General features: G+C 69.4%; 10 protein-coding genes and 1 pseudogene. 7 read left to right on the top strand and 4 right to left on the bottom strand.

Annotated elements, in window-relative coordinates; translation table 11 throughout:
• The first annotated feature begins 1 nt into the window (after position 1).
• The 6 genes from C6376_RS39240 to C6376_RS39265 all read left to right on the top strand — a co-directional run bounded on the left by C6376_RS39240 (position 2) and on the right by C6376_RS39265 (position 3,638).
• Positions 2–823 (top strand): HK97 family phage prohead protease, encoded by an 822-nt coding sequence (locus C6376_RS39240; protein WP_107447819.1) that lies wholly within the window; start codon positions 2–4, stop codon positions 821–823.
• Positions 820–1,566 (top strand): hypothetical protein, encoded by a 747-nt coding sequence (locus tag C6376_RS39245; protein ID WP_107447859.1) that lies wholly within the window; start codon positions 820–822, stop codon positions 1,564–1,566. The genes C6376_RS39240 and C6376_RS39245 overlap by 4 nt, the downstream gene beginning before the upstream one ends.
• The gene (locus C6376_RS39250; protein WP_254076253.1) at positions 1,506–2,441 is read left to right on the top strand and encodes a phage major capsid protein; all 936 of its coding nucleotides are present in this window, start codon (positions 1,506–1,508) and stop codon (positions 2,439–2,441) included. Before C6376_RS39245 ends, C6376_RS39250 begins: the two co-directional genes overlap by 61 nt.
• Positions 2,344–2,709, top strand: a complete 366-nt coding sequence (locus C6376_RS39255; RefSeq protein ID WP_107447821.1) for a hypothetical protein — start codon at positions 2,344–2,346, stop codon at positions 2,707–2,709. The genes C6376_RS39250 and C6376_RS39255 overlap by 98 nt, the downstream gene beginning before the upstream one ends.
• Entirely contained in the window at positions 2,706–3,149 is a 444-nt protein-coding gene (locus tag C6376_RS39260; protein WP_216825655.1) for a hypothetical protein, read from the top strand. The genes C6376_RS39255 and C6376_RS39260 overlap by 4 nt, the downstream gene beginning before the upstream one ends.
• A gap of 111 nt (positions 3,150–3,260) precedes the next feature.
• The gene (locus tag C6376_RS39265) at positions 3,261–3,638 is read left to right on the top strand and encodes a hypothetical protein (protein WP_107447861.1); all 378 of its coding nucleotides are present in this window, start codon (positions 3,261–3,263) and stop codon (positions 3,636–3,638) included.
• Here the strand turns inward: C6376_RS39265 and C6376_RS39270 are convergent.
• The 3 genes and pseudogenes from C6376_RS39270 to C6376_RS44865 form a co-directional block, all read right to left on the bottom strand.
• Entirely contained in the window at positions 3,596–5,815 is a 2,220-nt protein-coding gene (locus tag C6376_RS39270; RefSeq protein ID WP_254076254.1) for a beta-L-arabinofuranosidase domain-containing protein, read from the bottom strand. The two genes, C6376_RS39265 and C6376_RS39270, sit on opposite strands and share 43 nt — an antisense overlap.
• Before the next feature lie 412 nt (positions 5,816–6,227).
• Positions 6,228–7,577, bottom strand: a complete 1,350-nt coding sequence (locus C6376_RS39275; RefSeq protein ID WP_107447862.1) for a glycoside hydrolase family 43 protein — start codon at positions 7,575–7,577, stop codon at positions 6,228–6,230.
• A gap of 327 nt (positions 7,578–7,904) precedes the next feature.
• A pseudogene (locus tag C6376_RS44865) lies at positions 7,905–8,093 on the bottom strand (SpoIIE family protein phosphatase); the annotation flags it as partial.
• Positions 8,094–8,393: 300 nt separating this feature from the next.
• Here C6376_RS44865 and C6376_RS39285 point away from each other — a divergent pair.
• Positions 8,394–9,815, top strand: coding sequence for a family 43 glycosylhydrolase (locus tag C6376_RS39285; protein WP_173985961.1), 1,422 nt, complete (start codon positions 8,394–8,396; stop codon positions 9,813–9,815).
• 539 nt (positions 9,816–10,354) lie between these two features.
• Here C6376_RS39285 and C6376_RS39290 read toward each other — a convergent pair.
• Positions 10,355–12,115 carry a S8 family serine peptidase gene (locus C6376_RS39290; protein ID WP_107447863.1) on the bottom strand — a complete coding sequence of 587 codons (1,761 nt, stop codon included), beginning with the start codon at positions 12,113–12,115 and terminating at the stop codon, positions 10,355–10,357.
• Positions 12,116–12,659: the final 544 nt, after the last annotated feature.

Below are 12,659 nucleotides of genomic sequence, written 5' to 3' on the forward strand. Positions count from 1 at the left end.
CATGGACGACGCAGCGTTCCTGCGCTACTTCCCGCTCGAGGACATCCATGTCCGCGCCGGCGGGGACGGCCGCACCGTCGAGGCGTACGCCGCGGTGTTCGACACCCCCGTCGAGATCCACGACCAGGACGGCGACTATCTCGAGCAGATCGACCGCCGCGCGTTCGACCGCACCCTGCAGCAGCTCGCCCCCGCGGGCAGCCGCAGCACGTGGCGCGTCGGGGTGTTCTACAACCACGGCCGCACGCTGTGGGGCACACCGTCCGAGCGGGGCAGCATGCCGATCGGGACGCCGGTCGAGCTGAAGGCGGACGCCCGCGGCCTGCTGTCGGTGACCCGGTACAACAAGACCGAGCTGGCCGACGAGGTCCTGGAGAACATCCGCGAGGGTGCCATCACCGGGCAGTCGTTCTCGGGCCGGTTCACGCGTTCCGATCCGGGCCGTCCGCCGCGTGGCGGCTTCCGGGCCGACCGTGACGGCAAGCTCAAGACTGTGCGCCGGCAGGAGATCGCGCTGAAGGAGTACGGGCCGACTCCGTTCCCCGCCTACCCGGACGCCGCGGTGATCGGCGTCCGTGCCGAGCAGATCATGCCGCTGCTCTCCGAGCTGTCTCCCGAAGAGCGGGACAAGCTCGCGCTCATGCTTCGGACCGGTACTCCGTTGGACCCGCCCGCCGAGGGCACTCCGACGGACCCGCCGGCCGCCGGCGGCCCCAACCCGGGGCCCGCCGCCGAGGACCCGCCCGCCCAAGGGCACTCCGCTCGGCAGAAGATCGCGTGGGCCAAGGTCCGCGCTGAGATCAAGGCCAGGAGGGCCCTGTGACCACCAAGAGGAAGAAGAAGAGCGACAAGCTCAAGGAGTCGCTCGAGGCGATCCGCTCCGAGCTCCTGGAGCTGGAAGAGGTCGAGGAGCCGACCGAGGAGCAGGCCACCCGCGCCGGTGAGCTGCTCGGCGAGTTCGACACCGCGCAGGAGGCGTTCAACGAGCAGCTCGAGCACGAGCGGCGCGTGGACGCCGTCCGCGCGGCCGCCGCCGTGCCCGGCGGCCAGGAGCGGGGCGACGGCGAGGGCCCGCAGTTCATGCGCTCGCGCGGCAACCCCTACGAGGAGCTCGACCGCGTGCGCGGCGCGAACCTCAACGAGCGGGCCACCCGCGGCGATCTGCGCAGCCGCGCCCTGTACGCGGTGGAGCTCGCGGCCGAGATGATCAGCGAGGACCAGCAGGAGCGCGTCGAGCGCCTGGTGCGCAGCGACCGCCGCGGCCGGATCGCGCAGCACCTGCTGCTGACCGGCTCCGACGAGTACATGCGGGCGTTCGAGTCGCTGCTGGAGAACGCGGGCAACGCCGCGCTCCTCGACGAGGACGAGTACGCGGCCTACCGGCTGGCCGAGGCGCACCGGCGGGCGATGACCCTGACCGACGCGGCGGGCGGCTTCCTGGTGCCGTTCACCTCGACCCGACGATCATCCTCACGAACGCCGGCAGCGCGAACCCGTTCCGGCAGGTGTCGACGATCAAGACGATCACCACGGACACGTGGAACGGCGTCTCCTCCGCGGGCGTGACCGCGGCGTGGCTCGCCGAGGCCGACGAAGTCACCGACGGGTCGCCGACGTTCGCCCAGCCGTCCATCAAGCCGGAGAAGGCCTCGGCATGGGTTCAGGGCTCGTTCGAGGTCCTGGCCGACTCCGGGTTCGGGGCGGAGGTCGGGCCGCTCCTGGCGGACGCCAAGGACCGCCTGGAGGCCACGGCGTTCGCGACCGGCGACGGCAGCGGCAAGCCGAAGGGCGTCGTCCCCGCGGTCGCCGCGGTGTCCGGGTCGGTCGTGGCTTCGGCGACCACCGACACGTACGCGGTCGCCGACGTGTACGCCGTCGAGCAGTCGCTGCCGCCGCGTCACCGGATCACCGGCAAGCCGTCGTGGATGGCGGCCAAGCCGATCATCAACAAGACCCGGCAGTTCGACACCGCCGGCGGTTCCAGCTTCTGGGCGAACCTGGGGATGGGCCAGCCCGAGCAGCTGCTCGGCGCGCCGATCTACGAGGCGTCCGCGATGGACGGCACGATCAACGCCGGCGCGGAGAACTACACGCTGCTGCTCGGCGGACTTCCGCAACTACTACATCGTCGACCGGGTCGGGATGACCATGGTCTACGAGCCGCTCGTCAAGGGCGCGAGCGGCCGGCCGACCGGCGAGGCGGGCTGGTTCGCCTACTGGCGTGTGGGCGCCGACGTCGTCAACGCCGACGCCTTCCGGCTCCTGAACGTCACCTGATTCCACCCACCCCCGGGGCGCGGCCTGCACATAGCGGCCGCGCCCCTCCTCGTTCCAGGAGCACCCGTGTACCGAGCGAAGGAAACGTTCTGGGCGCCGGGCAACCGGCACGTCGTCAAGGGCGATCTGGTCGCCGCGCACGACGCCGTCATCAAGGGCCGTGAGGACCTGTTCGAGGCCGTCGTCATCCCGCAGGCACTCCCGCCCGCCGAGGCCGACGCAGCGCAGCAGGAAAGCGAGCCCGCAGCCACCGACTCCCGCCCCGCCGACGAAACGCCCGAGGCATCCGGCCCCGGCCAGGAGCCCACGCAGGCTCCCACGGCCGACGGTGCGGACGACGGCGGTTCGCCCCCGGCGGCCGCGGCCGCCAAGAAGACCGCGGCGAAGAAGACCACCGCCCCGCGCAAGCCTGCAGGAGGCGACGCGAAGTGAAGCGCACCGTCTACAACCACGTCCGCGCCAAGGCAACGCTGGCCATCGTTGCGCGGACTGCGACCGCGAACGGCACGGCCGTCGACCGGAAGCTGTCCGGCGCGTCCGGAACCAACGAGTGGTTCCAGTCGGCGACGCTGCTGGTCCACACCGGAGCCATCACCGATGGCACGCACGCCATCACCCTGGAAGTGTCCGACAACAACAGCGACTGGACGGCCGCGGACGCCTCCGATGTACAGGGCTCGCTGCCCTCGATCGGCTCCTCCGACGACGACAAGATCTACGAGGTCGGCTACACCGGCACCAAGCGCTACCTGCGGGCGGTGACGACCGCGTCGGCACCACCACGGGCGGCGTCTACGGGGCGACGATCCTGCTCGGGTTCCCCAACGTCGTTCCCCTCCCCGCACATGAGGGGGCCGGCGTGGCGCTGTTGACTCTGGCCGAGGCCAAGGCCCAGCTCAACCTGACCACCGACACCGACGACGCCCGAGCTGCAGACGTACGTCGACGCGGTCACCGCGCCGATCGAGGAGTACATCGGTCCGGTGGAGCCGCGCGAGGTGGCCGAGCGGCACGACGCGGAATCCGGGCGCCGCATCCTGGTGCTGCGCACAACGCCGGTCCTGTCGCTGACGTCGGTGGAACCGCTCCTCGACGGCGACGTCGCCTACCCGGTCGACGGTCTGGTCCTGGACCCGGACACCGGGGAAGTGCGCCGCCGGGACCGGGGATGGTTCCGCGGCCTGCTGCTGCTCACCGTGCAGGCCGGGCGGGCCCAGACGCCGACGACGGTCAACCTGGCGGCACGGATGCTCGTTCAGCACCTGTGGCGCACCCAGCGCCCGCCCCGCAGCGGCGGGCTGGCCGGCGGCGGCGAGGACTACAGCGTCGGCCAGCCGCTGTGCACGTTGCGGATCTTGTAGGTTCCGTCGCCCTGGTCGAGCAGCGTCCATCGGTGGTCGGCGGTGCCGTTGTCCGACCACTGCAGCACGGTGGCGCCGTCTGCCGTGGACATCTCCAGGATGCCGAGCACCCTGCCGCTGTTGGCGTTGCGGAAGCGGAACGCGTTTCCGTCGGTGATCATTTCCCAGTTGTGGTCGGCGGTGCCCGAGTCGTTCCACTGCAGGGCGCGGCCGCCGTCGGCCGTGGACATGTTCTGGATGCCCAGCACGAGACCGCTGCCCACGTTGGCCAGCCGAACCGTGGCGGCGCCGGTGTTCCAGTAGACGGTGTAGTTGTGGCCGTGCGCGTTGTGGAACGGCCCCAGGTTGACGGTGGAGCCGTTGGCCGTGGCGGTGAAGGCGAGCGTACTGCCGCTGGTCCGTGTGATCGAGGACGTGTTCAGGGACGGGAGGGAATCGAGCGAGGAGTTCCCGTAGTCGCCGGACAGGACCACCGGGCCGTAGGTGATCGCGGCGGCGTTCGCGTTGTCGTTGGCCGCTCGCATCACGATCCGCATGGGCAGGCGGACGGTGACCGTGTCGCCGGAGGCCCAGGAGCGGTTCAGGGTGGCGTAGCTGCCCGGGGTGGCGGTGATGGCCTGGGCGACGCCGTTGACGCTGACGGTGGCCCCGGTGGTCCAGCTCGGGATGCGGACGCGCATCGCCCAGGTTCCGTTGACGTTGCCCGTGACCTGGAGGGTCGTGGTGTCGCTGTCGGGGAACGAGGTGGTCTGGGTGAGCGTGATTCCGCGCTCCGACCAGTTGAGCACCGAAGGCACGAACAGGTTCACGATCAGCGTGTTGTCGGTGCGGAAGTAGATGGAGTCCATCAGCCTGGTGTGCATCTCCAGGCCCGTGCCCTGGCAGCACCAGAAGGTGCCGTAGTCGGTGCTCCAGGTTCCGCCGCCCCACGCCGGGCCCACACCCCGTCGGCCTCCCGGGTTGAGCGGGGTGAAGTAGGTGACGTGGCCGTGGTCGTCGGCCGGGTTCTGCTGGCCGATCATCTGGTTGAGCCATGCCCGCTCGTAGTAGTCGAACAGCGCGGCCCGGTTCGGGTCCAGGGCGAACAGTTCCCGGGTGAGGGTGAGCATGTTGAAGGTGTTGCAGCTTTCGCAGGTGTCCTTGTTCAGATAGCCGGCGATGGCGTTCGGGGCGCGGAAGTGCTCCGCCTGGCTGTTGCCGCCGATGGCGTAGGTGTGCGCGTTGACGGTGATGTTCCAGGCGTTGGTGGCGATGTCCCGGTAGCGGGTCGTGCCGGTGGCCTTGTACTCCCGGGCGGCCCCGATCCACTTGGGTACCTGGGTGTTGGCGTGCAGCCCGTTGAGCTGGTCCTGGCCGGACGCCAGGGGGTCGAACACCGCGGCGTGGTCGAACCGCTGGGCCACGGTGCGCCACCGAGCGTCGCCTGTCTGCTGGTAGAGATCGGTCAGCACGGTGTTCATGCCGCCGAACTCGGTCCCCAGCATGGCCTGCATCTGCTGGCCGCTCAGCCGGCCGGTACGCCCGTCGACCCACGCGGCCAGGGCGAGGAGCACGTCACGGGCCTGGGTGCTGCCGAGGAGGCGCCATACGTCCAGGAGGCCGGCAAGGGTCTTGTGGATGGTGTAGTACGGCACGTTGCCGTTGGTCAGGGTCCGCTGCTCGAGAGCGGTGAAGTCCGACTCGGGGTAGCCGGAGAGGTATCCGGCGCCGAAACCGGCGGCGCCGTTGTTGGCCTGGCATTTGGCCAGTTCCGCGACCATGGTGGTCGCCTTGTCCCGGCAGACGGTGTCCCCGGTCACGGCGTACAGCTGAGCCCACGCCGTGAGGAAGTGCCCTTGGACGTGGGTGCGGAAGGGGAACGTCGGCGCGTCCCAACCGCCCGTGGCAGCTGCGCCGTTGGTGGACAGCCGGTGGTTGGCGCGGAAGTTGTACAGCAGGCGGTCGACGTCGACGAACCGCAGGTAGTTCCGCGTCCGGTTCTGGTTGTCCAGCCACCGGCTCGCGGTGAGCCGGACCTGGCCGAGGCCGAAGGGATACGCGGTGACCCCGATGTCGGCCCTTGCGGGAGGGACGGCAGCGTGGGCGGGAGTTGCGCCGAGGAAGGGTCCGGTGGCAGAGGCGGCGGCGGCCGCCCCGGCTGCTTGCAGGAGACGCCGTCTGCTGACGGAGGAAGCCATGATGCACCCTTCGGTGAGGAGAGAGCGGCAGCTTGGTCGTCGGTGTGTCGGCTCATAGGGCCGGCGGCCGGATGCGGCACGTCACGGGCTGGTCTGCCGCCGATGCGGCGCCAGGGGTCTCGTTCCCGGCGATCCGGTCCGCTGATACATGGGATGGATTAACGGACACGAGCATCGCTTGTGTCTAGTCCTGCGACACGAAATCTCTGATCTTTTACGAACGGTTCGCGCCCGTTGGTGACTTGGCGACCCGTCGGACATTGGATGTGCCGCGTGGGCGCTTGTGGGGTGGGACGACTGGACGAGAGCGGCTCGATCTGTTGCCGGGGATCTCTCCCCTCCCGGGCCGCCCCAAAGGCTGCGCCGCCGCGGACGGGTCCGCGGCGGCGCAGCAGGGGTGGGGCCGAACAGGTCAGGCCCAGGGGCTGACCGAGGTGAAGGAGCTGTCGGCACGGAAGGTGGCGGTGTCCTGGAAGGTGTCCACGCGCAGGGCGTAGTTGTAGTGGCGGATGTAACGGCCGGGGTAGTTGTACGACTCCAGGCTGACGGAACCGGAGGTGCTGCCGGTGCGGGCGCAGAAGGTGGCGTCCTTGCTGAAGATGTCGGTGCCGTTGCTCGCGTCGAAGCGGATCCGGAAGTCCCAGTGGCGCATGTAGCGGCCGGCGGAGTCGCGGAAGGAGTAGCACTTGGCGTCGGCGAGGCCGGGCACGACGGTGAAGGTGGCGCTCTGCTTGACGGCGGTGCTGCCGGCGGAGCTCACCGGGTCGATGTAGCCGAGGCTGTCGGAGCGCACCACGGCGTACCGGTCGGGGAAGTTGACCGAACGCAGCGACTGGGTGGTGTTGACGGGCAGGGTGACGTCGACCGTCTCCTTCAGCACGGTGGCGTGGCGAATGAAGCCGGACAGCGCCGGCACTTCGGTGGGCGTGGACCAGGTGGCGAAGCCGTCGTGACTGTCGCTGTACCAGTACTTCCCGGCGCTGTAGCCGTCGTAGTAGATACGCCAGCCGCCGTCGTCGAGCCTGACCAGGGCCGGGCCCTCGACCCAGCTGCCGAATCCGGCCCAGTCGCCCGTCTTCGTAATGGTGTAGGGGCCGGTGAGGCTGGAGGCCGTGGCGTACTCGATGTACTTCGTCGTCTCGTTCTTGGTGAAGGCGTGGTACGTGGAGCCGACCTTGACGACGAAGGTGTCGATGTTGTTCGGTCCGATACCGGCCAGTTGGGTGGGCGCGGACCATGTGGTCAGCGCGGAGTTGGTCGCCGTGATCCTGAAGGGGGTGAAGTGGGTGGCAGTGCTCGCCGAGGACAGGCTCACGACGACGTTGACGCTGCCGTCGGTGTCGATGAACCACTCGGGTGCCCAGGTGCGGGTCAGCCCGCTGATCGGGATCGTGTAGTTGTACAGGAACGTCCAGTTCACCCGGTCGGAGCTCCGGGCGAACCCGATCGTGTTCCCGGTCCAGTTGGTCGTGTAAGTGAGGTAGTAGAAGCCGTCGGTGTGCTTGAAGATGCTGGGATCCCGGATCAGCCCGGACGGCGGGGTGTAGGCGGGGCCCTTCCGCAGCGTGAACGCCGTGGCGTCCGGTGAGTCGTACACGTACAGGTTCGACTCACTGCTGTTGGTGAAAGCGGTCATCGTGTACCGCGAGGTCTGCCCGGCCGGCGGGGCGGCGGCGGAGGCGGTTCCCTGAAGGGCGGGGACACCCAGCAGGAGAAGGAGCGGGCCGAGCAGGGCGAGCAGGGTTCTTACGGGTCTGTTCAACTCTTCCTCCGGACTTCGGCCCGTCCGCTGGGCCGAGCGCCGTGCTGAAGGATATGATTGTTCGAAATTGCGAACAATGTGCGGCAGTTCGACCAAAAGATAAGTTTGCGCCATCGTTCCGTCAATCTTTCCGGCGGGTTCCGTTCCGGCGCGGTTCGTGCCGCCCCGCTTTCGGAAATGCCTGTCGCCCGGGTTGACTTGTGCACCGGGCGCCCTTCAGGTCCAGGCGACTTTCTCCGCATGTCGACCCACGTTCGTCCCCCACCCTGGGTGAGTTGGGCGACGAGCGGCAGGCCCCGACCGTCCTCCTCGAACGCACGGGCCCCGGTCGAACTCCGCGGCCTCGAAAGGCAGGCCGCCGATGCCCGGCGGCGGCCCCGGATGGGCGGGGGTCCTCGTGCCGTCGGGAGAGATGATCGGCGGCAGGGGACGGCCGGCGCTCACCGGCGTGAAGCGCCGGGAAACGGGGTCGTAGACGGTGCACAAACAGGTGTCGCCGGACTCGCCCGTCGGCTGCAAGGTGACTGGTCGGGCCGGAGGCCGCCGGCGAGGTGGAGCACGCGATCCCCACGGGCGGCTCTTCTCGGCTTGACCAACCCGGAGATCACCCACAGGTTTCGGCCGGGTCGACAGCGCCAGAGAATGCCTTTGGGCAGAAGCATTGACTATGGCAAGCACAGAACCTACCTTTTGGCCGAACTTACGAACGATGTTCGAAATACCGGCGAGGGGGAGAATGGTATTTCCGCGTCGCCGCGAGCACCAAGGGAGTACTCCGTGAGACCCGAACTCACCCGTCGAACGGTCCTCGGCCTGATGGCCGGCTCGGCAGCCGCCGCCTTCACCGGCGTCGCGGCCGGCACCGCCCGCGCCGCCGTGCCCGCGTCACCCGGTGTGACGTACACGAACAGCATCGCCGCGCAGCGGGCCGACCCGCACATCTTCAAGCACACCGACGGTTTCTACTACTTCACCGCCACGGTGCCGGAGTACGACCGCATCGTTCTGCGCCGAGCCGCCACGATCCAGGGACTTTCCTCAGCCACCGAGACGACCATCTGGACCAAGCACGCCAGCGGCACGATGGGCGCCCACATCTGGGCTCCGGAGATCCACTTCATCGACGGCAAGTGGTACATCTACTTCGCCGCGGGCGACGCCAACAACATCTGGAAGATCCGGCCGTACGTCCTGGAGTGCGCCGCCGCGAACCCGATCACGGGGACCTGGACGGAGAAGGGGCGCATCGCGCTGCCGTTGGACACCTTCTCCCTCGACGCGACGACCTTCGTCGTGAACAGCACCCGCTACCTCGCCTGGGCGCAGAACGACCCGGCCGTCGGCGCCGGCACCAACATCTACATTGCGCAGATGGCCGGCCCATGGACCATCACCGGCACCCCGGTCATGATCAGCCGGCCGACCGCCTCGTGGGAGACCGCCGGAGGTGAGACGGTCAACGAGGGACCGGCCGTGATCCAGCGGGGCGGCAAGGTCTTCCTGACCTTCTCGGCCAGTGCCACCGACGCCAACTACTGCATGGGCATGCTGACCGCGTCCGCCTCGGCCAACCTGCTCAGCGCCTCGTCGTGGACCAAGAGCGCCGGCCCGGTCTTCGCCAGTTTCGCCGCCACCAGCCAGTACGGCCCCGGACACAACCAGTTCACGGTCTCCGAGGACGGCAAGTCCGACATCCTCGTCTACCACGACCGCAGCTACAAGGACATCAGCGGTTCCCCGCTCAACGACCCCAACCGCCGCACCCGCGTGCAGAAGATCTACTGGAAGGCCGACGGCACGCCCGACTTCGGCATTCCGGTCGCGGACGGCGTCACCCCGATCCGGCTCTCCTCCTACAACTTCCCCGACCGGTTCATCCGGCACTGGGAGTTCCGCGCCAAGATCGAGCCGAACGTCTCCCCACTCGCCGACTCGCAGTTCCGCGTCGTCACCGGACTCACCGGCAGCGGCACCGTCTCCCTGGAGTCGGCGAACTTCCCCGGCTACTTCCTCCGGCAGAAGAACTCGGAGGTGTGGGTGGAGAAGAACGACGGAACGGCACAGTTCGCCGGTGACGCCTCCTTCACGGCCCGGGCCGGCCTCAGCGACTCCGCCGGGATCTCGTACGAGTCGTACAACTTCCCGGGCCGCTACATCCGCCACTACAACTACCTGCTGTACGTCCAGACCCCCAGCACGGCGCTCGACCGGGCCGACGCCACCTTCTACACCCAGTAGACCCCTGCCGCAGCCAGCTGCACCTCGGGCAGCTCCGACGCCCCCCGCGGGCGGGGGAGCTGCCTCCGGGGTGAGGCTGGTCAGGCTGCTCGGGATCCTCTCCGAGGCCGACACCGGCAACGTCGTCAGGGAGCGCTGGCCGACGCAACCTCCACCAGCGTCCCTGCTCCACCCCGGCCGGAAACGGACAGCACCTCTGGCGGCTCGTTCGTCTGCGTCAGTCCACTGCTGGGCATCGTCGGCGTGTCCGGGCCAGGCCCTGTGTTCCGCCCTCAAGGGAGGCCTCATCACGGCCCTGGCTTCCGCAGGAAGGCGCGGTGGGCTGGACACCGGCCCCAGGCCGTCGGCGGCCTTCCTGGACGCCTCCGGCATGTGGCCCCGACCGCGGCGTACACCGCAGCCGAGGCCCACATGCCCTCTGCCGCCCAGCAGTTCGCGGCCCTGCCCGAACCGGCGCGGCCCGCCTTGCCCGCGGCCGCGGGCGGGGAGCTGCAGCCGACGCAGTGCATGCTCTACGCAAGTGCTGCCGGGCCCCTGCGCTAGAAGGTCAGGTTCCAGGCGTCGATCTTGCCTGTGTCGGAGGCGGCGTTGTCGTTGACGCGCAGCTTCCAGGTACCGTTCGCGACCTCCGAGGAGGCGTTCACGGTGTAGGTCTGGGCGATGTTGTCGGCGCCGCCGCCGGTGTGGTTGTGCAGTGTGTAGACGGTGCCGTCTGGCGCCACCAGATCGACCTTCAGGTCACCGATGTAGGTGTGCTTGATGTCCACACCCACCTTGAGGGTGGTCGGGGCGTTGCCGGTCACACCGGTGACGGCGATCGGGCTCTCCACGGTCGCGTTGTCGTTGATGGCGAAGTCCGCGAGGTTCTCGAAGTACTTGCCGGGCGGCGGGGTGGTCCCGACGGCCTTGAGGGCGTCGACCTGTCCTTCGCCGAAGAACGAGTTGTTGGCCGTCGTACCCGTGCAGCGGCTGTCCGAGGGGCAGGCGATGTCGTTCGCCTGGGTGGCCAGCTTGGCGCGGATCTGCGCCGGGGTGATGCCCGGGTCGGCGCTGGCGATGAGAGCCGCCACGCCGACCACGTGCGGGGTGGCCATCGAGGTGCCGCTCTTGCTGCCGTAGCCGCCGCCGGGGACGGTGGAATATACGTTGCTGCCCGGTGCCGCGACGTCGATGACGCCCTGCCCGTAGTTGGAGAACGAGGCCTTGGTGACGCCCGTGCCGTTGGCCGCGACCGTGACCACGCCCGGCAGCTCGGTCGGGATGTCGAGGCAGGCGTTGGTGATGGTGCGGGTGACCGGCGTCGAGTCGTTCGGGCTCGCCGAGTCGGTCGTCTTGTGGGCGAGGTCGTAGTTCTCGTTGCCCGCGGCGGCGATCTGGAGAGAGCCCTTGCCCTCGGCGTACTCCTGGGCGCGCTTGACGCCCTCGATGATGGCGGCCTGGTCGATGTTGTCCGGGCAGTTGAACTGCCACGGGTCCGTGTAGTAGCTGTTGTTGGTGACCTTGAAGCCGTGGTCACCGGCCCAGACGAAGCCGCAGATGGTGTTCTCGGCGAAGAAGAAGGAGTTGCCCGGCTCGGCGACCCGGACCGCGGCGATCTTCACCCCGGGAGCCACGCCGACGACGCCCTTGCCGTTCTTGGCCGCGGCGATGGTGCCCGCCACGTGGGTGCCGTGCGTGTCGACGTCCCGCCAGGCGCCGGCACGGGTGTCGGGCTTGCCGTAGGCGCAGGAGACCGAGTCGGCAGCGTCGAAGTTGGGCGCCAGGTCCTGGTGCTGGTCGTCCACACCGGTGTCCAGGATGCCGACGGTGACGGAGGCGGAGCCCGGATTCACGGCCCAGGCCTGGTCGGCCTTGATCTGGCTCATGTCGGCCCGGACCGGTTCTCCGGCCGGGGTCGAGGCCTGTGCCGGATTTGCCGGGAGAGCCGGGGTGTAGGCGTCGGCCGGGACATCAGAGGTACGCGTGGCGCCGACCTGCTGCACGCCGGTGACGCCGCGCATGGTGGCGGCGAATCCGCTGGACGCCGAGTGGGCGACGATCACGCCGATGGAGTCGAAGGCCGAGAAGACGGTGCCGGCGTTGGCCGTGATCGCGGAGCGGACCGCCGAACTGTCACCAGGGGAGGTGATCACGAGGTAGGCACGCGTGCCGGCCACCCAGGCCGCACTCAGGGATGCCGACTCGGCGGCCGGAGCGTGGGCCCTGGCGGCCGGCGCGGTGGAGGAGGCGACGGGGAGGGTGCCCGCGAGGGCGCCCGGGGCGCCGAACGCGAGGGCGGCGCCGAGCGTGGCCGCCAGCACCAGCGTGCGTCTAGGTCGGCTGGATATGTGGGGTATCAATGCGTCCTCCGGAGACGGCCCGGCCGTGCTGAGTGCACCGGCCGGGCCGTACGAAACGAGTGGTGGATGCAAGATGTCAGACGCGTGCTCCTGTACGGAAGTACCTTTCCGCGCCGGGACGTTATGGGGGTCTGGCTGAAAAGAGACGTACTCCGGGCATCGGGGTCGGGATCCACCAGGAGCTCGGCGATGTCGACCGAGCCCTGGCGTACGCCGTCGGCCTGCTGCCGGCCGCGCGGCCCGCACCAGAGCGCCGGCCCCGCGCGGCGACCGACACCGCCCGCGCCCGGCCGTCGGCGACGTGCCGGCCCCGGAGGTGCGGCTGCAATTCGTGGAGCGGACCGCGCCGCAGCCGCATCTGCCGGCGACTGCTCAACAGGCCCGAATCGTGAGGGTTCAGCAGGGGAGCGGTTCGGCGTCCGGTGACTCCGTGTATCCCAGGGCCAGGTGGCGCCGCGCGGGGCGGACGAAATTCGTTGGACACCACGTAGGGGAGCGGGGAGCT

This window comes from Streptomyces sp. P3, assembly GCF_003032475.1.
Classification (GTDB): Bacteria; Actinomycetota; Actinomycetes; order Streptomycetales; family Streptomycetaceae; genus Streptomyces.